A 24448-nucleotide genomic window follows, 5' to 3' on the forward strand; every position below is an offset into this window, starting at 1 on the left:
AAGCGCCTGAAGCGGCTTTCGGAAGATCGTGCAAGAAATCCGGAAAAGCTTGCTATCGGTCGCTGCCTGGCCAAGCCCAATCTTATGCGCATGGATCGGCAGCATTCGGCTGCGGTCCCGATTGAAGCATGAGGAAAAGAACATGACGGGTATAAAAGGCAAGACAGTTCTCATCACTGGCGCGAGCAGTGGCATCGGCGCCGGCACCGCACGCGAACTGAGTGCTGCCGGCGCCAAGCTGATGATCGGCGCACGCCGTACCGACCGGCTGGAAGAGCTGGCAAAGGAAATCCGCGCCGGTGGCGGCACGGTGGAATTCCGCGCGCTCGACGTTACCGACCGGGCCGATACCGAGGCCTTCGCCAAGGCCGCGGTCGAGGCTTTCGGCGGCGTCGATGTTCTGGTCAACAATGCCGGCGTCATGCCGCTGTCGCTGATGTCCTCGCTCAAGGTCGAGGAATGGGACCGCATGATCGATGTCAATATCAAGGGCGTACTCTACGGCGTCGCCGCCGTACTGCCGATCATGAACACGCAGGAGCGCGGCCAGATCATCAACGTCTCCTCGGTCGGCGGCTTGGCGGTTGTGCCAACGGCTGCCGTCTACTGCGCCACGAAATATGCAGTGCGGGCGATTTCCGATGGTCTGCGCCAGGAAAACAAGAAGCTGCGTGTGACCTGCATCTATCCCGGCGTTGTCGAATCCGAACTCGCCGAGACGATCACCGAACCTTTTTCGGCCGAAGCCATGGTCGCCTTCCGCGAGATCGCCCTGAAGCCCGATGCCATTGCCCGGGCGATCCGTTTCGCCATCGAGCAGCCCGAGGATGTTGATGTCAACGACATCACCGTCCGCCCGACGGCGAGCGTGGGACTGTGACCATGCGGATCCGCGGGGCTCTCGGCGGGGTGGTGCTTTCGCTTGCCGCCTCATCCGCTCTTTCAGAGGAAACGAAAATGCAGAACCGTCCCTATCTCGGCCCCTATCTCGGAATGTGGATCACCGGTGACGGCCACATCCAGCAGGAACTGCTGTCCAACGGCCGTTATGACGAGGCGAGGGGTACGCGAAAGAGTGCCTACCAGGGCCGCTATGAAGTGACCGGCGATCATATCGAATATTGGGACGATACCGGTTTTACCGCCGATGGTGATTTCATCGACGGCGTGCTGCATCACGGCGGAATGATCTTCTACCGTGATGGAAAAAAGCCTGAGTGAGAAAAGCCCGTCGGCGTGCTGCCTTAACCGGCCACGCCGACGGCAACACCACGTCCGAGCGCGTTGAACACAGTCGAGACGATGCCGGCACGGTCGAGACCGGCATGGGCGATCATCGCTTCCGGCTTAGCCTGTTCCATCCAGATATCGGGCATAACCAGCGAGCGCACCTTCAGACCACGGTCGAGAAGGCCATCCATCGCCATGAACTGCATGACCTGGCTGCCGAAGCCGCCGACGGAGCCTTCTTCCACCGTGATGAGGATTTCGTGGTGGCGCGCAAGCTGGCGGATCAGCGCGTGGTCGAGCGGCTTTGCAAAGCGCGCATCGGCAACCGTCGTCGAAAGGCCAGCGGCATCTAGGTCTTCGGCCGCCAGCAGACAGTCGGCAAGCCGCGTCCCGAAGGAAAGAAGCGCAACCTTCGTGCCTTCCTTGACGATGCGGCCCTTGCCGATCTCAAGGATCTGGCCGCGCTCCGGCATGTCGACGCCGACACCTTCGCCACGCGGATAGCGGAACGAGATCGGGCCGGCATCATATGCGACGGCCGTGCGCACCATATGCTTGAGCTCCGCCTCGTCCGCGGCCGCCATGACGACGAAGCCGGGCAGGGTGGCAAGGAAGGCCGTATCGAAGGAACCGGCATGTGTCGGACCATCGGCACCGACGAAACCGGCGCGGTCGATCGGGAAGCGCACGGGCAGGCCCTGGATCGCCACGTCATGCACGACCTGGTCGTAGGCGCGCTGCAGGAAAGTGGAATAGAGCGCCGCGAAAGGCTTGAAACCTTCGGCGGCAAGGCCGGCGGCGAAGGTCACGGCATGCTGTTCGGCAATGCCGACGTCGAAACAGCGTGACGGGAAAATCTCGGCGAACTTGTCGAGGCCGGTGCCGGTCGGCATGGCGGCAGTGATGCCGACGACGCGGTCGTCGAGTGTTGCTTCCTGGACCAGCGTCTCAGCGAAGACATTGGTATAGCTCGGTGCATTCGGCTTCACCTTCGCCTGCGTGCCGGTGATGACATCGAACTTGTTGACGCCGTGATACTTGTCGGCTGCAGCTTCCGCCGGCGCATAGCCCTTGCCCTTCTGGGTCACGACATGGATCAGCACCGGGCCATTGGCATTGTCGCGCACGTTGCGCAGCACGGGCAGAAGGTGGTCGAAGGAATGACCGTCGATCGGGCCGATATGGTAGAAGCCCATCTCTTCGAACATCGTCCCGCCAGTCACGTAGCCGCGGGCATGCTCGACGGCGCGGGTGATCGCCCGGTCGATGTTTTTGCCGAGATAGGCCGTCAGTTTCTTGCCGAAGTCGCGGAAGCCCATATAGGTGCGGCCGGAGGCAAGGCGGGCGAGATAGGCGCTCATCGCCCCGGTCGGCGGGGCGATCGACATGTCGTTGTCGTTGAGAATGACGATCAGGCGGGCATCGAGCGCGCCGGCATTGTTCAGCGCCTCATAGGCCATGCCGGCTGACAGTGCCCCATCGCCGATGACGGCGATGACGCGGCGGTCCGTCCTGTCGATATCGGCAGCAACAGCCATGCCGAGGCCGGCGGAAATCGAGGTTGAGGAGTGCGCAGCACCAAAGGGGTCGTATTCGCTTTCGGCCCGGCGCGTGAAGCCCGAGAGACCGTTTTCCTGGCGCAGCGTGCGAATGCGGTCGCGGCGCCCGGTCAGGATCTTGTGCGGATAACATTGATGGCCGACATCGAAGATCAGCCGGTCGTCAGGCGTGTTGAAGACGTTGTGGATGGCGATCGTCAGCTCCACCACGCCGAGACCTGCGCCGAGATGCCCGCCGGTGCGGGAGACGGCGTCGATCATTTCGTCCCTGACTTCGCGTGCAAGCTGCGGCAGATCGCGATCCTCGAGCTTGCGCAGGTCGGCAGGATAGGTGACCTGATCGAGCAGCGGGGTCTTCGGGGATTGTGTCACGGGCGGGCGCTCTTCTTTGACTGATCGGCTTTGCTTTATTCGATTGAATTGCGGCAAAACAACTACATTTGCATAACCGCAAGTTTTTCACCTTAGAGCACTTCAGCCCTCCGGCAAAGGCACGAATTCCTCTTCATCGCCGGGAACGATATCGAAGCGGCCGGTGCGCCATTCCTCCTTGGCCTTCTCGATCCGCTCCTTCGAGGAGGACACGAAATTCCACCATATGTAGCGTTTGGAATTCAGCGCGGCACCGCCGAACAGCATCAGATGACAGCCCTCAGTGCCGGCTTCGAGCGTGATCGCATCGCCGGGCCGGAAGACGAGAAGCTGGTCTGCCGCAAACCTGTCGCCGGCAATGACGACCTCGCCTGACAGCACATACACGGCGCGTTCCTCGTGAGCCGCGCCGAAGGGAAATTTCGCGCCCGGCTGTAAGTCGAGATCGACATAAAGCGTATCTGTGAACACCTTCACCGGCGAGGCGAGACCCTCGAACGAGCCGATGACGACGCGTCCACGCACGCCGTTGGTCTCGATCAGAGGCATCTCTCCCTTTTCGGTATGGGCGAAGGAGGGGTCGATTTCCTCCTTGTCGTCAGGCAACGCCAGCCACGTTTGCAGTCCGGACATCAGAAGCGGATGGCCGCGCAGATTGTCCGGCGTGCGCTCCGAATGCACGATGCCGCGGCCGGCCGTCATCAGGTTGATATCGCCGGGGCGGATGACCTTTTCCGTTCCGAGACTGTCGAGATGACGGATCTCGCCATCGAAGAGATAGGTGACCGTCGAAAGCCCGATATGCGGATGCGGCTTCACATCCAGCGCCTCGTCCGGCTTTAGGATCGCCGGTCCCATGCGGTCGAAGAAGATGAACGGTCCGACAAGCCGGCGCTGGCGCGTTGGCAGGGCGCGGCGCACCTGGAAGCCGCCGATATCGCTGGTGCGCGGAATGATCAGATTCTCGATCGCATCACAGGCGAAAGCATCACCGGGCAGGGGATCTTTACCGGGGAAGAAGGACATGGCGCACTCCAATCACAAAGGCTTCCGCCACAGATAGCGCCTGCGGGTCCGGCGCGAAAGGGCCAGTTTGCGAGATCGTCGGGAAGCCGTCAGATTGCCGTAAAACCATTGTCGACGAAAAGATGGGCGCCATTGACGAACACCGATTCATCGCTCGCGAGATAGAGTGCGGCGCGAGCGACATCCTCGGGCTCGCCGATCCGGCCCTGCTGTGCGGCAATCGCTGCGTCCGAAACATCGACGCCATGCGCCTGCAGTTCCTTCACTTCGCGCAGGCCATGCGGCGTGCGGATGAAGCCGGGGCAGACGGCATTGCAGCGGATGTTGCGGTCACGGAATTCGACGGCGATGGCGCGCGCAAACATATGCACCGCGCCCTTGGTCGTGTCGTAGAGCACTTCCATCGGCGTCGCCGCGACCGCCGAGATTGACGAGGTGCAGACGATCGATCCGCCGCCGGCTTCGATCATCTTGGGCAGCACCGCCTTCGTCATCAGAAACATGGAGCGGACGTTGACCGCATGCAGCCAATCCCATTCCTGCAGCGTGGTCTCCAGGAACGGCTTGATGACGATCGTACCCGCGTGATTGAAAAGGACAGTGACCGGTCCGTAGCGCTCCTCGACGCCGGCCACCGCGGCATTGACGGCTGCTTCCTCCGAAACATCGGCCGTCCAGTAATCGGCCTCGCCGCCGGCGGCGCGGATCTCGGTGACGGTTTCCGCCGCAGCCTCGCCATTACGGTCGATGATGGCGACACGCGCACCCTCGGCCGCAAAGAGCTTCGAGGCCGCGCCGCCCATGCCGGTCGCGCCGCCCGATATGATAGCGACCTTGCCCTTCAATCTGTCCGTCATCAGTCAGTCCCCTTCTTGCTTTGAAAGGGGATCATAGATCGGTCGGAAGCTGGTCGCCAAGCGTCTTGAAAGGGAGTTTCGGTACGCCTTTAAGCGCCGTCGAGCGGCTCGACGGCCTGCGGCTTGCCGGCGCGGTCAAGACGGATCTTCTCGATACGGTTTTCGGCGGCCGAAAGCAGCGTTTCGCAATGCTTCTTCAGCGCTTCGCCGCGCTCGTAGATCTCGATGGATTCATCCAGCGCCACGTCACCGCGTTCCAGCCGGGCAACGATGCTTTCGAGTTCGGCAACCGCCTTTTCGAAGGAAAGACCGGAAACCTCCGGCTTGGCGCTGTCAGTCATTCTCAACCCTTCATCATTCTGAGGATATGCATGCCCGCCGACTCGGCGAGTCCCTCCAGATCATACCCGCCTTCCAGCAGGCTGACGACCCGGTTATTGGCGCTACGATCGGCAACCTCAAGAAGACGTCCCGTCGCCCAGTCGAAATCCTCGCCGGTCAGGTTGATCTGCGCCAGCGGATCGCGGTGATGGGCGTCAAATCCGGCAGAGATAATGATGATATCAGGCCGGAAGTCATTGAGCGCCGGCAGCACGCGCGATTTGAACGCCTCGCGGAAATGATCGCTGCCGACATTGGGCGAAAGCGGCGCATTGACGATCGTGCCGTGCGCGCCGTTTTCATCCTTGGCCCCGGTGCCGGGATAAAGCGGCATCTGATGGGTGGAGCAGAAAAGCACGGAGGGATCGTCCCAGAAAATATCCTGCGTGCCATTGCCGTGGTGGACGTCCCAATCGACGATGGCGACGCGTTCGGCGCCGTGAGCCTTCTGCGCATGGCGGGCAGCGATCGCCGCATTGTTGAAGAAGCAGAAGCCCATCGCCGTCATCCTCTCGGCATGGTGACCCGGCGGGCGCGCCGCGACGAACACATTGTCGGCCTTGCCGCGGAACACGTCGTCGACGGCGGCCATCGCCCCGCCTATGCCAGTCAGCGCCGCCTGCAGGCTCTTCTGGCTGGCATAGGTATCGGCTTCGAGCTGGTTGATCTTGTCTTCCTCTTCCGGGATCTGCCGCATGACAGCGATCAGATGTTCTTCCGGATGGGCAAGCAGCACGGCGTCTTCATTCGCCTGCGGCGCTTCCTTTCGGTCCAGCCGCTCGAAATTCGGATGCTCCAGCGCGACATTGAGCGCGCGGATGCGGTCGGAGCGCTCGGGATGGCCTGACGGCGTCACGTGCTCGAGAAAGATGGGATGTTCGTAAAGACGGGTGCTCATGCCGGCACTCTATCGATCGCAAATGTCATGATCCACAGCAGATGGAGCGCAGCGTGTCGATTTCAACACGCTGCATCGTCGCGGTTAACGCTCCGCATCCTCCGTTTACGCTATTTTAATTGTTTCGTTTACATCGACGGACCCCATGCTAGGGTCCTAGTGATAACCTGCAAGGCAGACCTGTAAATGAGTAAGACGAACCGCCCGGACGTGGTGGAATTGCGCATACCGTTTCGTGATGTGGATATGAACGGCCAGATGTTTCTGGCCTCCTATATTTCCTATGCCGAATCCGTACTTGCGGGTTTCTGGTCATTGAGACCTGATGTGGAGGACGAGCCTGTCTATACTCCCGCCAAGGTGTCCTGCATCCTTCACCGGCCATTGCACTATCACGAAGCAGTGACCTTCACCGCCGGCGTCGACAAGATCGGTGTGCGCTCCATCGGCTTTCTCATCGCCGCCGAGATTGACGACGAGCGTGCTGCCGAGGTCGAAATCACCTGGCAGGCGCGCAGCCGCGACGACGGCTCGCCAGTCTCGCTTCCCGAAGAGACGCGCGACTGGCTCTATGGCTTCCTGGATTAAGCGCGAATCCGCAAGAGTGGATAACCGGCCATGACGGCCCGACCGACGAGCGCTGCGACGAAGGCCTTTATGACGTCACCTGGGATGAATGCCATGCTGCCCACAAAGGCCTGCTTCAGGCCGATATTTGCTGCAAGGGCCAGATAGGCGATCCCGAAGGCGTAAAGCACGACGATGCCGCCGATCATGGCGGCAAGGAAGAAGCTTACCGTCTGGACGAGGCCGGACTGATCGCCGTGAACCAGCCGTTCACTGAGGAAGCCCGTCACAAAAGCGGCAAAGACCCAACCGAACAGGAAGCCGGAGGTTGGGGCCACGAAAGCGGCAAATCCACCGCGGCCACCCGAAAGCACCGGCAGCCCGATGGCTACGAGCACCAGGACGATCAGCACGGCAATCGCGGCGCGTCTTGCGCCAAGCACGACGCCTGCCATCATGACGCCGAGCGATTGCGCGGTGATCGGCACCGGGATGAAGCCGAGATAGATGGGCGGCAGCAGGCCGAGAGCCACGATAATCGCGGCGAAAAGAGCGGCAAGAACGAGGTCGCGCGTGCTCATCGTGATCTCCAATTCATAAATCGTTAACTGACATGCCGCCGAATGCCGCGCGCGTCAATCGCCGCGGCAATGTTATCCGCATCCCTGAGCGTTAAAATGATGAGCGGGGTAAGGATCGTCGCCGGTCGCACCTTCAGTCCACGCGCCGCATGCGCTTCGCTGATCGCATGGTAGCGGGCGATGATTTCTGGCACGAAGCGCAGCACGAGACCGACCGCCAGCCCAATGTCGTCGGCCTTCACCCAGCCGATCCGTTCCAGCGGTCGTGCAAGCGCCGTTATCTCATCCATGAATTGTGTGATTGTCGTCGTTGCGGTCACGGCGGCAGCAAACAGCATCAGCGCTGTCAGCCGGAGCAGCGTCGCAAGCGCCACGTGCCACGGACTGACGATGAGGGTGAAGAGTGCCACGATCACGATCGTCAGCAAGATTGGCCGCAGCCGGACGGCCGATTCGTTCAGCGACAAGCCGATGCTGCGATAGGTCAGCGCCGTCAGCAGCGTGACGATGGCAAGCAGCGGAAGATTGTCGCCGAGGAACAACACGACGCCGAGCAGGAAGAGGGAAAAGATCTTTACCCGCGGCGAAAGCCGGTGCAGCGCGCTGTTGCCTTCGACATAAAGCGACTGCATCAGATGGCGAGCTCCCTGTAGCGGGCAATCGCTTCGGCTGCCGGCGCATCGGCCTCCAGCCTGCCCTCATGAAACAGTAACACCCGCTCGAAGCCTGATATCAGCTCGAGATCATGGGTGATGACGACGACATTTTCTTCGAGCCCATCGATGGTCTTCTGCACGAGCGCGCGGTTGCGCAGGTCAAGCTGATTGGTCGGCTCGTCGAGGATCAGGATATGGGGACCGGTTGCCAGCACCGAGCAGAGCGCCGCGATCTGCAACTCGCCGCCGGAAAGCTCATGGGCACGGCGCGTGGCGAGTTCCTCGGCGTTGAAGCGTGCCAGCACCAGCTCAACCTTTCGATCGATCTCCGCCTTGCTAAAACCGCGGCCCTTCAGTCCGAAAGCGATGTCGTCCTTGACGATCGGCAGGATGATCTGGTTCTGCGGCGACTGGAAGATGAAGCCAACATCGGCAAGCGCCGTCTTCTTCTCAAGTGTATCGCGCCCGTTGACGGTGACTTTGCCCGTGGTGGGTTTCATGAGCCCGTTGATCATCCGCGCGAAGGTCGTTTTGCCCGAACCGTTGAGCCCGATGACGCCGAGACGGTTTTCGGTGAGAGACAGTGTCAGCGGCTCGACCGCGATCCTTGCTCCGAAACTGGCGCCCGCGCTCTCGAAACGAATATCCAACTCTGGTCCCCTTGTTTGAACTCCTGCTTCTATAAGGCGGTGACGACGCGATAAAGGATCAAAATCAAATCGGCTCGAATATCGTATCGGGTAGCTAGGAAGATTTTCCGCGCTATGATGCCGGCATGACGAATCTGCTCTCCAATTCCGATGCCCGCCGTGTCTTTCTCGCCAAGCAGGGGCTGAGCGCGCCTCCGAACCGTGCATTGACCAAGGCCGGCCTGCTGGACCTCATTCACGACCTCGGCTTTGTGCAGGTGGATAGCATTCAGACGGTGGAACGCGCCCATCATCAGATCCTCTTTTCCCGCAATCAGACATACCGGCGCGAACACCTGACCGCGCTCCTGGAGAAGGATGGTGCGCTCTTCGAACACTGGACGCATGATGCCTCCATCCTGCCGAGCGCCTTCTTCAAATACTGGAAACACAAATTCCGCGACGAGGAACTGGCGCTCGTCGAGCGCTGGCGTAGATGGCGCGGCGAGGGCTTCGAAGCTTCCTTCGAGGAGACCTATGATCGGGTGGTCAAGGATGGGGCGATCCTGGCGCGCGACATGAAGGCGGACGGCCACGTCTCCGGCGGCTGGTGGAACTGGCACCCCAACAAGACGGCGCTCGAATATTTCTGGCGCACCGGCAAATTCGCCATCGCCGGCCGCTCCAACTTCCAGAAGATCTATGATCTCGTCGAGCGGGTCATTCCCGCCGAATTCCATAAGCCTGAGGTCAGCCGTGGGGATTTCGTGGACTGGGCCTGCCGCAGCGCGCTTACCCGTCTGGGCTTTGCCACACACGGCGAAATCGCCGCCTTCTGGGATCTGCTCTCGCCTGATGAAGCCAAGGCCTGGGTTGCCGAAAACAGGGATGAGCTGATCGAAGTGATGATCGAACCGGCTCTCGGCGGTAAGCCACGGGCCTCATGGGCCTTTGCCGATTTCCTTGGAACGACAGACGCTTATCCGGAAGCGCCACCGCGAATCCGGGTGCTCAGCCCGTTTGATCCGATGATCCGGGACAGAAACCGGACAGAGCGTCTTTTCGGCTTCTTCTATCGTATCGAGATCTTCGTGCCGGAGCCGAAGCGGGAATACGGCTATTACGTTTTCCCGCTCCTGGAAGGCGACAGGCTCATCGGCCGTATCGATATGAAGGCGGACAGGAAGAAGGGCACACTGGATGTCAAGCGCCTATGGCTTGAGCCACGCGTGAAAGCATCCGCAGGGCGGCTGGAAAAGCTGGAAGCCGAGTTGGATCGCTTAGCGCGCTTCGCCGGCGTGGAGAACGTCGTCTATCACGACCGCTGGAAAGGGTAATCCCTTCTCCCCGACGGGAGAAGGGATAGCTAGTCAGCAGATTTCCGTCTTGGAAATCTTGATCCCAAATCCTTCCAGGCCGACATAATGCCGCTCGCGGCTGGTCATCAGCTTGATCGAGCTGACGCCGAGATCCCTGAGGATCTGTGCGCCGAGGCCAATTTCCAGCCATTCGCTGTCGCGCGTCTGCGCTTCGGCATGGGCCTCGCGGCCCTGGCCGCGCGCCTTGCGTCCATTGTCGTAATGGCCGACTCCGACCGAGCCTTCACGCAGGTAGACGATGATACCGCGGCCCTCTTCAGCGATTTTCTGCATGTAGAAGTCGACCGGTTTGCGCTTGCCGAACAGGTCGTCGGCGACGTTTTCCGGATGCAGGCGCACCGGGATATCGACACCGTCCCTGATATCGCCGAAGACGACGGCGAGATGCTGCATCGGATCCCAAGGCAGGGCGTAGGTATGCGCCTTGGCCTTGCCGAACGGCGTCTCGATATCGAAGCTCGAGCCGAGTTCGATCAGCGTTTCCTTGCGCTGGCGATAGGCGATGAGGTCGGCGACCGAGAGAAGCTTCAGTCCGTGCTGTTCGGCAAAATCCACGACCTGCGGGCCGCGCGTCACCGTGCCGTCGTCATTGACGAGTTCGGAGATGACGCCGATCGGCGGCAGGCCGGCAAGCTTGCAGAGATCCACGGCCGCTTCCGTATGGCCAGAGCGCATCAGCACACCGCCTTCGCGGGAGACCAGCGGAAAGATGTGGCCGGGACGGACGAAATCTGACGCGCCCACATTCGGGTTGGCAAGGTTGCGTACCGTCAGCGTGCGGTCGTCGGCGGAAATGCCCGTTGTCGTACCGTGCTTGAAGTCGACGGAAACGGTGAAGGCGGTCGTATGGGCGGAATCGTTTTCCGCCACCATGGCGTTGAGGTTCAGCCGCTTAGCCTCTTCCTTCGGCATGGGCGCGCAGACGATGCCTGACGTGTGGCGCACGATGAAGGCCATCTTTTCGGGCGTCGCATGCACTGCGGCAACGATCAGGTCACCCTCGTTTTCACGATCATTGTCATCCATGACGACGACGATTTCGCCGGCTTCGAAAGCCCTGATGGCATCAACAACGCGCTTCTGATCATAAGGCATGGGACAAATTCCTATTTCAGCCGGCCGGTTTGGCCGCGGTCGCGAAGATAATGGTCGGCAATGGCGCAGGCGATCATCGCCTCGCCGATCGGCACGGCGCGGATGCCAACGCAGGGGTCATGACGGCCCTTGGTGCGGATATCGACATTCTTGCCGTCGGCATCGATCGACTGCCGTTCGGTGAGAATGGAAGAGGTCGGCTTGACGGCAAAGCGGGCGACGACCGGCTGGCCGGTCGAAATGCCCCCGAGGATGCCGCCGGCATTGTTGGACAGGAAGATCGGCTTGCCGTCATTGCCCATGCGCATCTCATCGGCATTGTCCTCGCCGCTCGTCTCTGCGGCGGCAAAGCCGTTGCCGATCTCGACGCCCTTGACGGCGTTGATCGACATCAGCAGCGAGGCGATATCCTGGTCGAGCTTGCCGTAGATCGGGGCGCCGAGACCGGCGGGTACACCTTCGGCGATCACTTCGATGACGGCGCCGATAGAGGAGCCGGCCTTGCGGATGCCGTCGAGATACTCTTCCCAGACCGGCACGATCTCGGCGTCCGGCGAGAAGAACGGGTTCTGCCCGACCTGATCCCAGTCCCAGTTGGCACGGTTGATCTTGTGCTTGCCGATCTGCACTAGCGCCCCGCGGATGGTGGCACCGGGCACGACGAGCCGGGCGATGCCGCCGGCCGCCACGCGGGCAGCAGTCTCGCGGGCAGACGAACGGCCACCGCCGCGATAGTCGCGGATGCCGTATTTGGTATCATAGGTATAATCGGCATGGCCGGGGCGGTACTGCCGGGCGATCTCGCCATAGTCCTTGGAACGCTGGTCGGTATTCTCGATCAGCATGGAAATCGGTGTGCCAGTCGAAATCATCGTCTCGCCGTCGGCGTCCATCATCACGCCCGAGAGAACTTTCACCAGGTCGTCTTCGCGCCGCTGGGTGACGAAACGGCTCTGGCCGGGCTTACGCTTGTCGAGCCAGACCTGCAGGTCCTCGAGCTTGAAGCGCAGCCCCGGAGGGCAGCCGTCGACGACGGCGCCGAGCGCCGGCCCATGGCTTTCGCCCCAGGTAGTTACACGGAAGAGATGACCGAATGTATTGTGCGACATGTGTTCCCGCCGGATGCGCGGAACCAGTCGTCACCGGCCGCGCCATTACTCGAAAAGGCGCGACACTCATAGGCCAAAAAACCGTTCAGGCAAAAGCCTTTCTTTGCGCCTGATGGTGCGATCAGGGAAATGGTATTTCCCGTATTTGCGACCGATAGCCGCCGCGGCTTCAGCGCTAGGATGCCAGCAGCCAGGCCGTGCCGCGCGCCTCAATGGCGAAGTCATCGAAGGAAAGGGGACGTGCGAAGGCGTAACCCTGCAGCAGATCGCAGCCGAGATCGCGCAGCAGTTCGGCATGTGCCAGCGTCTCGACACCCTCCGCCACGGTCTCCACACCGAGCGAACGGGCGATTTCGATGATGGAACTGACGAGCGTGCGCTCCTGTGAGGATGCGACGATCGGCTGGACAAGCTGCCGGTCGATCTTCAGCCGTTTCGGCTTGAGCTTCAGCAGCGACACGATCGAGGTGTGGCCGGTGCCGAAATCGTCGATCTCGATATCGATGCCGAGCGCCTTGATCCGTTCGAGGTTTTGCGAAACCACGTCCTCGCTTTCGTCGAGAAAGATGGATTCCACCAGTTCGAAGGAAATCTCGCCGGGGCGGATCTGCAGGTCACCAAGCGATTCCAGGAGGCTGCCATCATGCAGGCGCCGCGCCGAAACGTTGACGGAGACTTTCGGTATATAGATGCCCTGCGCAGCCCAGCGCATCTTGTCGCGCAGCGCGGTTTCCAGGACGATGCGGTCGAGCGTCTGCACGACGTTGATCTCATCGGCAATGCGCAGGAATTTGTCCGGGGTGAGCAAGCCCTTGGAGGGATGGCGCCAGCGCACCAGCGCCTCGACGCCCGTCAGCTTCATCGTCCGCGCGCAGAATTGCGGCTGGTACCAGGCCGTGAACTCGCCATTGTCGATGCCGGCAAGGATTTCATCGGCCGTGCGTTTATTGTTAATGATGTCGGCCTGCAGATTGTGGTTGAAGAATTCGAAGCGGTTGCGGCCGAGGCTCTTGGCGCGATAGAGCGCGATGTCGGCATTGATCAACACTTTGCGGGCATCGACATGAATGCCGTTCGCCAGTGCAATGCCGATCGACACGCCGCAACGGCAGGGAAACCCCTGGAAATCGACGGGCTGGCGCATTTCCTCGATGACGCGGCCTGCAAGCTCCGCCATCTCCTTGTCGCCCACGTCGAAGGAGAGGATGACGAACTCGTCGCCGCCGATACGCGCAACGACATCGCTGTCACGCAGATTTCTGGAAAGCACGCGTGAAGCATGGACCAGCATCGCATCGCCGGCTGCATGTCCCAGCGTGTCGTTGATTTCCTTGAAGCGGTCGAGGTCGATATGCAGGATCGCAAATTTCTGCCGGTCGCTATGGCCGGCATCCGTCAGGTTTTCCAGCGCGATATCGAGCTTGCGACGGTTGGCAAGCGAGGTCAGCGGGTCGTGCAGGGAATTGTGCTCGATCCTGTTCTTTGCGAGTTCCAGCTCGATGTTCTTGGTGATCGCCTCATCCTTCGCGGCCTTGAGGCGCAGCGTCATCAATGCATCCTCGGTCGAATCGAAGGCGATGCCGATGATCTTCATCTCGCCGGTCGGCGTGCGGTGCACCTTTCCGACGGAACGCACGTAGCGCACGCCGCCATTTTCGTCCGGCACGCGGCAGACCAGCGTATGCGTGTCTCCGAGCTGCCTGAAATGCCCGGCGCTTTCGAGCGCCAGCCCGCGGTCATCGGGGTGAATGCAGGAGAGCCATGCGTCCTCGGTCACGAAGGCATTGCTCTGCTTCAACCCGTAGAGCTCGTGCATGCGCTCGTCCCAGATCGAGCCGCTCTTGCCGAGAATTGCCTCCCAGATGCCGCATTGATAGGAATCGAGGGCCAGATCGAGCTTGCCGGAGAGTTCGGAGAGCTCCGCCTCGCGGCTTGAAAGTTCTTCCAGCGCGAGTTCCAGCTCGGCATTCTTGAGCTCGCTCGTTTCCTTGGCAAGGCGAAGCGTGTTGGTGACTTCCGCATCGGCTGTCACGTCCCAGACGATGCCGATCGTCTTTCCTGTGCCGCCGGCATCCGTATAGAAGGCGCCGATGGAACGCAGATGGCGGATGCGGCCATCGTCCCGCATCACCCTGTATTGCGCGGTGCAGGCTTCTCCAGCGATGCTGCAACCGAAGAAATGAACCTCGGCGATTTCGCGGTCTTCCGGCACGATAGTCGAAAGCCACACTTCCAGTGGCCGGCTGCCTTCGATCGCTTTGAGGCCGTGAAGGGTGGATGCGCGTGCATCCCAGGCAAGGTTGGTGGCGTTTTCCTGCAGCTCCCATATGCCGATCCGGGAAGATTCCAGCGCCAGGTTGAGGCGCTGCGACAGTTCCATAAGTTTGGCTTCCCGGGCCTCGAGCTGCGTGATGTTGCGGTTGCGTTCGCCAAGCAGCAACGTGGCGAAAAAGATCGGGATGATGATCACGCAGCCTGCGGCGACGATGATCAATCGCAGTTCACGCTGATTATTGGGAACCGCATGCCAGCCGGAGTTCGGCACTGCCGCCAGTTCCCATCGCCCGCCCGCGAAGTTGATTTTGCGGCGAAGCGGATCGTTCTCGTAGATATTGGAAGGGCCGAAGAAGGGCGCGGCCGTTTCGTCCGGAATGCCGATGTCACGCACCGCGATCGACAAATGGTCGAGATGCGGATAGCGCTCCTGGTTTTCGCTGTTGCGCGCGGGCTTCAGGCCGGTCGCCTCGTAGAACATGTTCTGGTCGATGACCACCTCGACCGCGCCCCAGATGCGACGCTGGCCGTTCTGCTTGACGAAAACCGGGAAGAAGATCGCGAAGGCGTTTTCTGCATCCGCCGTCTTGAAGGGACCGTAGAAGCGCGCCGACTGGTCGCCGGTATTGCGGCTGATCGACATGCGCTCCATCAGCCGCTCGCGCACATCCTTGCCGATCCTGTCTCGACCGGATTGCGCCGGATAGACCGACTTGACGATGAAATCGGGCGCGACCGCAATATGGATGAAATGTGGGTTCTGGATCAGCAGCCAGTTGATCTGCCGCTCCATCTCGACCTCGTTGGCCTGCGTGCCGAGTGAGATCAGGTTGGAAAGGTCGCGGACGGCGGTAATGTCCATATTGATCTGCGCCATCATGCGGGCACGGATCAGGTTCGTCTCGTTTTCAGTACGGATTTGCAGCTCGCGCAGATGGGCGGCAGTATTTGCTCTGTCGAGTGCAAAGCCGACGGCAATTACGACAATGGCCACGAGGGCTGAAACCAGCAGCGAGACACGCGTATTCTTCAGAACACGCCGCAGCTGGTTGCCGTTGCTCAGCCGGAATTGCAAATCACATACCCCTACATTCGGGCCGACTTTAGGGGGCAGGAGTTAATTTACGATTGCGCGCATTCGCGGCCGCTAAATCGCGTAAACAGAGAGAAAATGACGGTTAATCGAGCCTCTTGATTATCCGTAAAATCCTATTCATCAATTGGGCGCCGAAAGCCATTCTTCCGGGCAATTTTCGCCATATTCAGGAGTTTATCTGTGGCCACTCGATATCAATGGCAGCGTTTCAAAGGGATTGCCGACATGCGTTTCGTTATTGCTACGCTTCTGGCCACGGCAAATTTTCTTTCACCCATGAGCAGTTTTGCCGAGAGCGCCGATGTCGAGGCGACGATCAAGAAGGTCGATACGGCCAATCTTGTCCTGACGCTCGATGATGGCAAGACCTATCAGGCGCCCGAGGAATTCGATTTCGAAGGCCTGAAGGTCGGCGTCAAGGTGGTGATTTTCTATACAGAAGTCGACGGCAAGCGCGTCATCAACGATCTCGACATCGTCAAGTAGGCAAGCCGCATTTGGGCTAGATCCAGCCGATCAGGCTCTGCGACGTCTCGATTTTCAAAATCCGGTCCTGCGGGATTTCGCCCTCAGAGGCGACGTCCTTCGGCAGGTTGGAGATTATCTTGAACAAGCTTCTGATGACGCCGCCATGGGTGACGCAGACGGTCGGCCGGTCGACTGAATTCAGCCATGCGCCGGTCCGCCACGACATGATCTCGTAGCTTTCCGCATCTTCGCCCGGCGGAATGAAATCCCACTTGTTGATGTTGCGTTCCGTCACTCTCTCGGCCTGCGAGGCCCTGAGCTGCTTTAGCGTATAGCCTTCCCAGTCGCCAAAGGAGACTTCGACCAGACGTTCGTCGGTTCGGTAATCCTTGGGCGGGAGCCCCATGGCCGATCGCATGATCTCCATGGTCTCGCGCGTGCGCCCGAGCGGGCTTGCGACGAAATCGAATTCCGTATCTTCGCCCTTCAGGACCGCCGCAAGGGCGATCCCGTTCTGTTTTGCCTGTTCGCGGCCGATCGCATTGATCGGAATATCCTTCTGCCCCTGCAGACGGCGTTCCGCGTTCCAGTCGGTCTGGCCGTGTCTGATCACATAGATGAGCACGGGGATCGGCTCCGCTTGGGGGAGGACGCCTCAGTCCTTGATGACAGAAATATCAGGCGCGTCCACAGCCTTCATGCCGATGACATGATAGCCGCTGTCGGCATGATGTACTTCACCCGTCACCGAACGGGACAGGTCCGAGAGAAGGTAGAGGCCGACATCGCCCACTTCCTCGATGGTCACGGTACGGCGCAACGGCGCATTATACTCGTTCCATTTGAGGATGTAGCGGAAATCGCCGATGCCGGAGGCAGCAAGCGTCTTGATCGGGCCTGCCGAAACAGCGTTGACGCGGATGTTCTTCGGTCCGAGGTCGACGGCGAGATACTTCACGCTGGCTTCAAGAGCCGCCTTGGCGACGCCCATGACATTGTAGTTCGGCATCACCTTTTCAGCACCGTAATATGTGAGGGTGAGCATCGAACCGCCTTCCGTCATCAGCTTCTCGGCGCGGCGAGCGACCGAGGTGAAGGAGTAGACGGAGATCTGCATGGTCTTTGCGAAGTTGTCGGCCGACGTATCGACGTAACGGCCCGTCAGCTCGTCCTTGTCGGAAAAGCCGATCGCGTGCACGATGAAATCGATCTTGCCCCACAGCTTCTCGACGTTTTCGAAAACGGCATCGATCGTGGATTCATCGCTGACATCGCAATGGCCGACCATGACGGCGCCGATTTCGGCAGCCAGCGGCTCCACGCGCTTCTTCAAGGCATCGCCCTGGTAAGTGAAGGCAACTTCTCCGCCCTGCGCATGAATGGCCTTGGCAATACCCCACGCAATCGAACGATTGTTGGCGACACCCATGATGACGCCGCGTTTGCCTGCCATGAGGCCGGATGCTTGAGCCATATTTCGCTTCCCTAGGAATTCTGATGATCCTGCCTATGGCATAGGCCGTTAATCGGTTCAAGCAGGCCCAAGATCATCAACTGTTAGGGATCGTAACAAAGGGTGCGATTGTCACCGAAATTTCATAAAAACAGCCCTTCACGCATGCTCCGCATGAGATCAGTGACTTTAGCGTCGGGTTTTTCCCACAACATAATACGCAATTCGACGACGAGATCGCCTTTTCCGCCGCTGTCGTTAGGCAGACCTTGGTCGGGAATGCGGATAGTCTTGTCGGAGCCGGACCAGGCAGGGACTGTCACATTGAGCGGTCCCTGCGGACCGTCAACGCGCGCCTCGGTGCCAAGCACTGCGTTTTCGATGTTGAGCGGCAGCACGGCATGCACGTCGAAGCCATCGACGGTAAAGCGCGGATCGGGCGCGATGTGGATATTGATGACGGCGTCGCCGCGTTGCATGCCCGGCAGCTTGAATCCTTGCCCTTTGAGCCGGACCTGATGGCCTTCAGTCGTGCCGGCCGGAAGGGCGAAGCCGACTTCGCGGCCCTCCGGAAGGGAAACTGTCGTCCAGCTTCCCTTCATGATGTCTTCGATCGTCACGGTTGCGGTCGCCACCTCATCCGGCGCCTTCTCAAGGCCTGGCTGGCCGGCGCCGGTGAAGCGGCGCACGAGCGAGGTCAGCAGGCTGAGCGGTAGCGACATGTTGGCGCCAGTGCCGGTGGTGGACTCGGTCTGCTCGTCCTCCGCCCTGGCGGTTTCGGATTCCGCTGTTTCCTGTTCCGGCTGCTTGGCCGCCTCGGCTGCATGCGGCCTGGCTTGTGCTTGCTGAGAATGTGCCTGCTGGGCGTGAGATTGCGCCTGTGCGCCAAAAATGCGTTCGACCATCTCTTCTGCGGCTTCGGTTGTGCCTGCCTGCTGCGGTTTGGCACCTGCTGCTGCGGCCTTCTGCGCATTGGCATTGGCGCGCGCAAGCTCTTCCATCACGCGCTCGGCATTGGCCTGCGCGGCCCTGGCGCGGACGGCGGCCTCACGGGCAGCCTGGCGCTGCTGCATGATCGTCTGTTCCTGCTTCTTGGCTTCTGCCATGCGCACGGCGCTGTCGAAGAGATTACGCTTTCTCGGATCTTTCAACGTTTCATAGGCGCGGCCGATCTCGGCGAAACGTGCGGTCGCCGTCGGGTCGCCCTGATTGTGATCAGGATGCACGGCCTTGGCCATGTTGCGCCAGGCAGTCTTGATTTCGTCTGCTCCTGCGTCGCGCTTGACGCCCAGCACCTTGTATGGATCACGCATTGTTCGCACCACCGCTGTCGCAATCCGGGAGGCATGTTCCTCGTGGCCGTTCCCGGAAACCGAATCTCAACTCATGACGCGCCGTCCGGTTCGCTCTCGCGACAGGAAAGCCCGCTCGTTGGGCGATCGTGCGGTAGAGTTGCTAATCACTTCTTATTTCCGAAGTTGGATATGGGGTGTTTTGCCGCGAATGGTTAGCCTTTCACTAAACATTGAGGCGAATCGGCACGGCACATTAACCCTGACGTGTCAGGGGCGCATCGTGCCGGAACAGGTGGACAGTGGGATCAGCTTTCCGGCTGGAAGCTCAGAAGCTGCCAGTTGCCGCCACCGACAAGGCAGGTCTTGCCGTAGAATTTGGCGATGCCGACATAGGAATGCCGCGTCGTGCGGAACTGGCGGCAAACCTGGCCGGCGTCATTATTCTCCACGATCGTGTCGATGATGCCGGCGCTGCCGGTGGACGCATTGGCCCAGGGAAGCGGCTGTCCTTCGAGCTTCTGGATATCGGCAGACGTCACGGCGTTGCGCACCGTCATCTCGTCGGAAAGCGTATCGGTGCTGGGCGCTGGCTGCGGCACCGTGCCGGTCGCAACCGAACGGTCCACCTTTGACGAACTCAGGAAATCGAACCCTCCGGCCACGCAGCCGGAAAGTGACAGAATCGCGATACCGACGATGGAGAGCCTGAAGCTGCGGCGCAGCGAACCCTTTGTATGGCGATGTGTCTTTGCTATGACTTCCACCCTGTATCCTTCCCCAGCTTCGAAAGCTGGGTCAGTTTTCATAAACCGCGGGATTTGAATTAATATGTCGGAAAACGGGTTAACAGGTGGTGACTTTACCGAAAGTGAAGAGCCCTTCAAGCTCTTTGGGGAATGGCTGAAGGAGGCGGAGGCTTCCGAAGTCAACGACCCCAATGCTGTCGCGCTCGCGACGGTCGATGAAGATGGGCTGCCCAATGTCCGCATGGTTCTCCTGAAGGGTTTCGATACCGACGGATTCGTCTTCTACACGAATTTCGAGAGCCGGAAAGGTCGCGAAATCTTGGGGCAGAAGAAAGCCGCCATGTGTTTCCACTGGAAAACGCTGCGCCGCCAGGTGCGCATTCGCGGCCCTGTCGAATTGGTCACCGATGCCGAGGCCGACGCTTATTTTGCGACCCGCGCCCGCGGCAGCCGTATCGGCGCCTGGGCTTCCAAGCAGTCGCGCCCGCTCGAAAGCCGCTTCGCGCTGGAAAAGGCCGTTGCCGAATATACGGCGCGTTACGCCATCGGCGACATCCCGCGCCCGTCTTACTGGTCCGGCTTCCGGATCCGCCCGACCTCGATCGAGTTCTGGAAAGACCAGAAGTTCCGACTGCACGACCGCGTCGAGTTTCGCCGACCGACGCCTGAGGGGGCCTGGGACAAGGTGCGAATGTATCCGTAAAGGGCTTATTTCCCGAGCAGTTTCAATGGAATGCCTGATGCCAGCGCCGAAACATAGCGTGGCTTTTGGTAAAAGCCGTTGAGCGAGATGCGCGGCATATAGGTGGGCAAGCTTGCGGTCGGAAAGCCTGGCTGCGTTGTTACCGCGACGGCAAATCCGAGCTTTGCCGCAAGGTCCGCTTCGCGGCCCGTTGCTGCCTCGGGCGTGCCGTAGGGAAAAGCGATCGTCCGGGGGCGGGTGCCGGTGATCGACTCGACATAATCGACCGAGATTTCCATCTCGATCCGAGCTTCCGCATGCGGCAGGCGGGCAAGCGCCCGATGGCTGATCGTATGGGCGCCGAGACTGGCGAGCGGGCTTGCCGCGAGCTCGCGCAATTCCTGTGGCTCCATGACCAGTTCCCGCGTGATATCGACCGGCTCTATACCGTGGCGCCGCGCCAGCGCATCCACCTCCGAGATGGCGCGGCTCTCGTCTTGCCTGTGGATAAACTCGGCAAGCCGGTCGAAGGCGTCCCATTTCCGGACGGGCGTATCGAGCGCCAGCCTCTCTCTGCCTAGGCCGAAATTGAACTCGATGCTGTTCTCCCTGCCGAGCAGCAGCGCCAGCGTCTCCCACCAGATGCTGTGCGAGCCTTCGGCAAAGCCTTGCGCAATGAAAACCGTAAAGGGTGCGCCATGCCGTTCGAAAACGGGCAGGGCATGGACGAAATTGTTGCGATACCCATCATCCAGCGTGAAGGCGGCGAACAGGCGATCGTCCTGCGCGTCCGACAAGAGGGAGGGCACCGCATCGAGCGGCACGAAACGATAGCCGCTCCGCTTCAGCCGCCGAAGCGCCGCGTCTAGAAATTCCGGCGTGATTTCAAGATGTTGGTTTGGCTCGAACGGTTGGGCGATATGCGGACGTACATGATGGAGTGTGAAGATGACGACGCGTCCGCAGGCCTCTTTCATGAGCCCGGCGGCATTCGCCAGCCAGGCCGCTTCCAGCCCGCCGCCGATCGCGATGCGCTTCAGACGCCGCTTCCACTGCCCCATTTTTTCCGTGACCCCGCTTTGTAATCGTGTCACACAGACTATCAATGCCGCCGTTAAACCTTGCTGAATCCGATTGGAAAGCGGTTTATTTACCGGCCTTTAACCAAGCGAAACAAAAGCTTGGAAAAAACTTGGGCGTTGCCTCAAAGTCGCGCCAGATTGTGGGCATCTATCACAATACGGGACATAATTTCGGTTGTAGCGACTCGCCGGATATAATGAGGGGAAGTGCATGAGAAGGCTTTTGGCTGCCATTTTGACCGCGACGCTGGCAATTACTGCACCCGTTGCGGCCTTTGCCGGAAGCGCTTCCCTCGTGCTCGATGCCCGCACCGGCAAGGTCCTTGCGTCCGAAAACGGTGATACGCTGAACCATCCGGCCTCGCTCACGAAGATGATGACGCTCTATCTCACCTTCGAGGCGCTCAATCGCGGCAAGATCACCTGGGATACACCGATCACCATGTCGAAATATGCTGCCTCCCGTCCGCCGACGAAGCTCGGGGTGAAAGCGGGCGGTACGATCACTGTGCGCGAGGCGGTCTATGGCATGATCGTCAAGTCGGCCAACGATGCTGCTGCAGCCATCGGTGAAAAGCTCGGCGGTTCGGAAAGCAATTTCGCCCGGCTTATGACCCAGAAGGCCCGCCAGCTCGGCATGAGCCGCACGGTCTTTGTCAATGCATCTGGCCTGCCGGACGCGCGTCAGATCACGACTGCGCGCGACATGTCCACGCTCGCTGTGGCGCTGCTGAAGAATTATCCCAGCGAATATCGTCTCTTCTCCATTGCAAGCTTCAATTTCCGTGGCCAGACCATCCGTGGCCACAATAATCTCATGTATCGCTACCAGGGCATGGACGGCATCAAAACCGGTTATACCAATGCGTCCGGCTTCAACATCGTCAGCGCCGTGAAGGACGGCAATCGCCGCGTGGTCGGCGTGGTTCTCGGCGGCCGTACGGCCCGCAGTCGCGACGCCAAGATGGCCGGATTGTTCGACCGCTATATGGGACGTGCCTCCTCGGGCAGCGCCAAGCTGACCGCCAGCATCAATGCAAAACAGCAGGTCGAAGTCGCCTCGGCCGCGGATGAGGCCGATGTTCCCGCGCCGGCGATCGCGCCGCGCGTTGCGGGCGAGGCAGCAGCACCCGCACCGAAGGCGCTCGGTTATGCCGATAACGGCGTTATCCCGTTGGAGCGCCCGGCGGCAATGGACGAGATCATGAATGCCGGCAAGGCGCCTAAAGCGCCAGTCGGCAAGGCAGGTGGCTGGCAAATCCAGATCTCGGCTGCTCCGAGCGCCGATGCTGCCCGCGCGCTTCTTGCGCAGGCCCAGTCCGAGGCAGGTGCGCCGCTCGTTTCCGCCTCGCCCTACACCGAAGCTGTGGGGAAGGGGCCTGGTACGATTTACCGCGCCCGTTTCGTCGGCTTCCAAAGCAAGGAAGATGCGACCTCCGCCTGCGATGCCCTGAAGAAGCGCTCATACGACTGCATGCTTCTGCCGAACCAGGGCTGAGCTGGCTACTCTGGACAATTTCCGGGAATCGGCGCTCTCCTCATAAACAAAAGGAGAACGTCATGCTGCAGCGCCTCGCCGACCAGTTCGAAACATCATCCTCCGCTTACGCCGCCGCCAACGACATTGAGCGTGATGCCGACTGGTTTCTGCTGAAACTGCAGGAGGAGATGGGCGAGTTGACCCAGGCCTGGAACCGCTTGACCGGTCGCGGCCGTGCCAAAGGCCGCTCACCTGAGGAGATGGCGCGCGAGCTCGCAGACGAAACCGCCGATATCCTCGGCCACCTGCTGCTTTTCGCCCGTCGCCATGACATCGATCTCTCCGCTGCGATCGAGCGGAAATGGAAATTCAGGCCTTCGGTGCAGTAGCGTTTCCTGCTTCACGTCCTTGCGCGATCCACCATTGGCATTGTTCTTCTGTATAACCGAGCAGACGCCCCAGGCGATACTCGCTTTCGTCCGTCCAACGCCTTTCGCTCATCAGCTCGGTATAGGCGTCGAACCGCCATTCTTCTTTCGGCAACGCGTAGAGAATGCGAACCAGGCGAAACTTGCCCTCAAGGAATGGCTCGACCCGTTCGATGATTACACCTCTATCGACGTAGGGCTGAAAGTAGGCTCGGATCTCCTTCAGGATCCCCGAGCTTTCTTCGTCCGAAAACATGCTGAATGGCTTGCAGCCATCCAGCATGAGAGCGAGCTCGAAGTTGGTATGGACCAGATAGGGCACGCTATCGATCCATTGCGGCCGGGTGAGTACAACCTCACCATACGGTTCGGGAAAGGGGAGGGCCAGCATCGAGGACAGCCCGTCCAGTTCGTTTTTCTCGAGGTAGAAGAGATGCTCTGCCAGTTCGGACATTTCTACGTTGAGAATGGCCGCAACTGCCTCCATCGGGGCCTCGAAGCGCATCTCATGCGCCGAGCAACCCGTCTCGGGTGACAGGAATTTCAGCAGAAATGTCTCCGTCGCCAAGCAACGCCCCATCGGCTCGATGTTCTATTGCTTGAGGCTAGCCTAAATTGTCCGCCGATAGAACTTGCTGTCGACGGCCATCCGCGGGAATGCTCGCGGTAGGTCCTTGCTGGCGATCTCGGAGAAACCGTTCTTTTCATAGAACCGGTGCGCGGCTACAAACTTGTCCGCCGTGCCGAGGAAGATGTCGGTCACGCCGACCTCGCCGGCGTGGGCAAAGAGCGCTTCTAGCAGCCGGGCGGCAACGCCGTGTTCGCGCCCGCGCACCTCGGAGGCAACGAACATCTTGCGCAGTGCCGCCTGGTTATTGCCGATATCCTTGAGGCCGAGCGTGCCGACGATGGCGCCGTCCTTCACCGCGACCCAGAACTGGCCCTTGCCGGACTGATAAAAGTCCGGAATGACGCGCAGGTCCGGCTGCGCGTCAGCAGTGATATGAATGTCGAATTCTTCGCGCTGGATCGGTAGGATGACCGAGATCACGCCGTCGGCATCGTCAGGAGCGAAGGTTCTGATCTCGATTTCGACCATGACAGT

General features: G+C 60.4%; 26 protein-coding genes. 8 read left to right on the forward strand and 18 right to left on the reverse strand.

The window, feature by feature from the left end; translation table 11 throughout:
• The first annotated feature begins 142 nt into the window (after nt 1-142).
• Together AB8B33_RS02495 and AB8B33_RS02500 are read left to right on the forward strand one after the other, a co-directional pair.
• The gene (locus AB8B33_RS02495) at nt 143-880 is read left to right on the forward strand and encodes an SDR family oxidoreductase (RefSeq protein WP_439014243.1); all 738 of its coding nucleotides are present in this window, start codon (nt 143-145) and stop codon (nt 878-880) included.
• A 77-nt stretch (nt 881-957) separates the two neighbouring features.
• Nucleotides 958-1221, forward strand: a complete 264-nt coding sequence (locus AB8B33_RS02500; protein ID WP_405049676.1) for an Atu4866 domain-containing protein — start codon at nt 958-960, stop codon at nt 1219-1221.
• Nucleotides 1222-1244: 23 nt separating this feature from the next.
• On the opposite strand, the gene dxs is transcribed toward AB8B33_RS02500, so the two are convergent.
• The 5 genes from dxs to AB8B33_RS02525 all read right to left on the reverse strand — a co-directional run bounded on the left by dxs (nt 1245) and on the right by AB8B33_RS02525 (nt 6323).
• Nucleotides 1245-3161 (reverse strand): 1-deoxy-D-xylulose-5-phosphate synthase, encoded by a 1917-nt coding sequence (gene dxs, locus AB8B33_RS02505; RefSeq protein ID WP_113323054.1) that lies wholly within the window; start codon nt 3159-3161, stop codon nt 1245-1247.
• Between the two features lie 102 nt (nt 3162-3263).
• A complete protein-coding gene (locus tag AB8B33_RS02510; RefSeq protein WP_439014244.1) occupies nt 3264-4187 on the reverse strand; it encodes a pirin family protein in 924 nt (307 codons plus the stop codon).
• 89 nt (nt 4188-4276) lie between these two features.
• The gene (locus AB8B33_RS02515; RefSeq protein WP_439014245.1) at nt 4277-5044 is read right to left on the reverse strand and encodes an SDR family NAD(P)-dependent oxidoreductase; all 768 of its coding nucleotides are present in this window, start codon (nt 5042-5044) and stop codon (nt 4277-4279) included.
• An 89-nt stretch (nt 5045-5133) separates the two neighbouring features.
• Nucleotides 5134-5385: an exodeoxyribonuclease VII small subunit gene (locus AB8B33_RS02520; protein ID WP_047613900.1), complete on the reverse strand. Its 252-nt coding sequence runs from the start codon at nt 5383-5385 to the stop codon at nt 5134-5136.
• A 2-nt stretch (nt 5386-5387) separates the two neighbouring features.
• Nucleotides 5388-6323: a histone deacetylase family protein gene (locus AB8B33_RS02525; protein WP_439014246.1), complete on the reverse strand. Its 936-nt coding sequence runs from the start codon at nt 6321-6323 to the stop codon at nt 5388-5390.
• Between the two features lie 186 nt (nt 6324-6509).
• On the opposite strand from AB8B33_RS02525, the gene AB8B33_RS02530 reads away from it, so the two are divergent.
• The gene (locus tag AB8B33_RS02530) at nt 6510-6911 is read left to right on the forward strand and encodes an acyl-CoA thioesterase (protein ID WP_113323057.1); all 402 of its coding nucleotides are present in this window, start codon (nt 6510-6512) and stop codon (nt 6909-6911) included.
• Here the strand turns inward: AB8B33_RS02530 and AB8B33_RS02535 are convergent.
• From AB8B33_RS02535 to AB8B33_RS02545, 3 genes are read right to left on the reverse strand one after another with little or no spacing between them, the layout of a single operon-like run.
• Nucleotides 6908-7471: a biotin transporter BioY gene (locus tag AB8B33_RS02535; protein WP_439014247.1), complete on the reverse strand. Its 564-nt coding sequence runs from the start codon at nt 7469-7471 to the stop codon at nt 6908-6910. The genes AB8B33_RS02530 and AB8B33_RS02535 overlap by 4 nt on opposite strands.
• Before the next feature lie 23 nt (nt 7472-7494).
• Nucleotides 7495-8103, reverse strand: coding sequence for a CbiQ family ECF transporter T component (locus tag AB8B33_RS02540; RefSeq protein WP_439014248.1), 609 nt, complete (start codon nt 8101-8103; stop codon nt 7495-7497).
• Nucleotides 8103-8777, reverse strand: a complete 675-nt coding sequence (locus tag AB8B33_RS02545; RefSeq protein WP_439014249.1) for an energy-coupling factor ABC transporter ATP-binding protein — start codon at nt 8775-8777, stop codon at nt 8103-8105. The genes AB8B33_RS02540 and AB8B33_RS02545 overlap by 1 nt, the downstream gene beginning before the upstream one ends.
• Before the next feature lie 125 nt (nt 8778-8902).
• Between AB8B33_RS02545 and AB8B33_RS02550 the strand changes: the two genes are divergently transcribed.
• A complete protein-coding gene (locus tag AB8B33_RS02550; RefSeq protein WP_439014250.1) occupies nt 8903-10093 on the forward strand; it encodes a winged helix-turn-helix domain-containing protein in 1191 nt (396 codons plus the stop codon).
• 33 nt (nt 10094-10126) lie between these two features.
• Here the strand turns inward: AB8B33_RS02550 and ribB are convergent, their stop codons facing one another.
• From ribB to AB8B33_RS02565, 3 genes are all read right to left on the reverse strand, one after another.
• Nucleotides 10127-11230, reverse strand: a complete 1104-nt coding sequence (gene ribB, locus AB8B33_RS02555) for a 3,4-dihydroxy-2-butanone-4-phosphate synthase (protein WP_439014251.1) — start codon at nt 11228-11230, stop codon at nt 10127-10129.
• An 11-nt stretch (nt 11231-11241) separates the two neighbouring features.
• Nucleotides 11242-12339, reverse strand: coding sequence for a chorismate synthase (gene aroC, locus AB8B33_RS02560; RefSeq protein ID WP_439014252.1), 1098 nt, complete (start codon nt 12337-12339; stop codon nt 11242-11244).
• 175 nt (nt 12340-12514) lie between these two features.
• On the reverse strand, nt 12515-15688 hold the full coding sequence (locus AB8B33_RS02565) for an EAL domain-containing protein (protein ID WP_439014253.1): 3174 nt from the start codon (nt 15686-15688) through the stop codon (nt 12515-12517).
• A gap of 246 nt (nt 15689-15934) precedes the next feature.
• Here AB8B33_RS02565 and AB8B33_RS02570 point away from each other — a divergent pair, with 246 nt between their 5' ends.
• Nucleotides 15935-16195 carry a DUF1344 domain-containing protein gene (locus AB8B33_RS02570; protein ID WP_439014254.1) on the forward strand — a complete coding sequence of 87 codons (261 nt, stop codon included), beginning with the start codon at nt 15935-15937 and terminating at the stop codon, nt 16193-16195.
• 16 nt (nt 16196-16211) lie between these two features.
• Here the strand turns inward: AB8B33_RS02570 and AB8B33_RS02575 are convergent, their stop codons facing one another.
• From AB8B33_RS02575 to AB8B33_RS02590, 4 genes are all read right to left on the reverse strand, one after another.
• Nucleotides 16212-16802 (reverse strand): histidine phosphatase family protein, encoded by a 591-nt coding sequence (locus AB8B33_RS02575; RefSeq protein WP_007817956.1) that lies wholly within the window; start codon nt 16800-16802, stop codon nt 16212-16214.
• Nucleotides 16803-16832: 30 nt separating this feature from the next.
• The gene (gene fabI / locus AB8B33_RS02580) at nt 16833-17651 is read right to left on the reverse strand and encodes an enoyl-ACP reductase FabI (protein WP_007817957.1); all 819 of its coding nucleotides are present in this window, start codon (nt 17649-17651) and stop codon (nt 16833-16835) included.
• A gap of 122 nt (nt 17652-17773) precedes the next feature.
• Nucleotides 17774-18943, reverse strand: coding sequence for a DnaJ C-terminal domain-containing protein (locus AB8B33_RS02585; RefSeq protein ID WP_439014255.1), 1170 nt, complete (start codon nt 18941-18943; stop codon nt 17774-17776).
• A 287-nt stretch (nt 18944-19230) separates the two neighbouring features.
• Nucleotides 19231-19689: an RT0821/Lpp0805 family surface protein gene (locus AB8B33_RS02590; protein WP_007817961.1), complete on the reverse strand. Its 459-nt coding sequence runs from the start codon at nt 19687-19689 to the stop codon at nt 19231-19233.
• Nucleotides 19690-19753: 64 nt separating this feature from the next.
• Between AB8B33_RS02590 and pdxH the strand changes: the two genes are divergently transcribed.
• Nucleotides 19754-20374, forward strand: coding sequence for a pyridoxamine 5'-phosphate oxidase (pdxH, locus tag AB8B33_RS02595; protein WP_113323067.1), 621 nt, complete (start codon nt 19754-19756; stop codon nt 20372-20374).
• Nucleotides 20375-20379: 5 nt separating this feature from the next.
• Here pdxH and AB8B33_RS02600 read toward each other — a convergent pair whose 3' ends face one another.
• Nucleotides 20380-21414, reverse strand: coding sequence for a polysaccharide deacetylase family protein (locus AB8B33_RS02600; RefSeq protein ID WP_439014256.1), 1035 nt, complete (start codon nt 21412-21414; stop codon nt 20380-20382).
• Nucleotides 21415-21646: 232 nt separating this feature from the next.
• On the opposite strand from AB8B33_RS02600, the gene AB8B33_RS02605 reads away from it, so the two are divergent.
• Nucleotides 21647-22933, forward strand: a complete 1287-nt coding sequence (locus AB8B33_RS02605) for a serine hydrolase (protein ID WP_439014257.1) — start codon at nt 21647-21649, stop codon at nt 22931-22933.
• A gap of 62 nt (nt 22934-22995) precedes the next feature.
• Entirely contained in the window at nt 22996-23304 is a 309-nt protein-coding gene (locus AB8B33_RS02610) for a pyrophosphatase (RefSeq protein ID WP_439014258.1), read from the forward strand.
• Here AB8B33_RS02610 and AB8B33_RS02615 read toward each other — a convergent pair.
• Nucleotides 23285-23911 carry a hypothetical protein gene (locus AB8B33_RS02615; protein WP_439014259.1) on the reverse strand — a complete coding sequence of 209 codons (627 nt, stop codon included), beginning with the start codon at nt 23909-23911 and terminating at the stop codon, nt 23285-23287. The genes AB8B33_RS02610 and AB8B33_RS02615 overlap by 20 nt on opposite strands.
• A gap of 42 nt (nt 23912-23953) precedes the next feature.
• Entirely contained in the window at nt 23954-24442 is a 489-nt protein-coding gene (locus tag AB8B33_RS02620; RefSeq protein ID WP_439014260.1) for a GNAT family N-acetyltransferase, read from the reverse strand.
• Nucleotides 24443-24448 lie beyond the last annotated feature (6 nt).

The sequence above is a fragment of the Rhizobium sp. 768_B6_N1_8 genome (assembly GCF_051811225.1).
Taxonomy (GTDB): domain Bacteria; phylum Pseudomonadota; class Alphaproteobacteria; order Rhizobiales; family Rhizobiaceae; genus Rhizobium.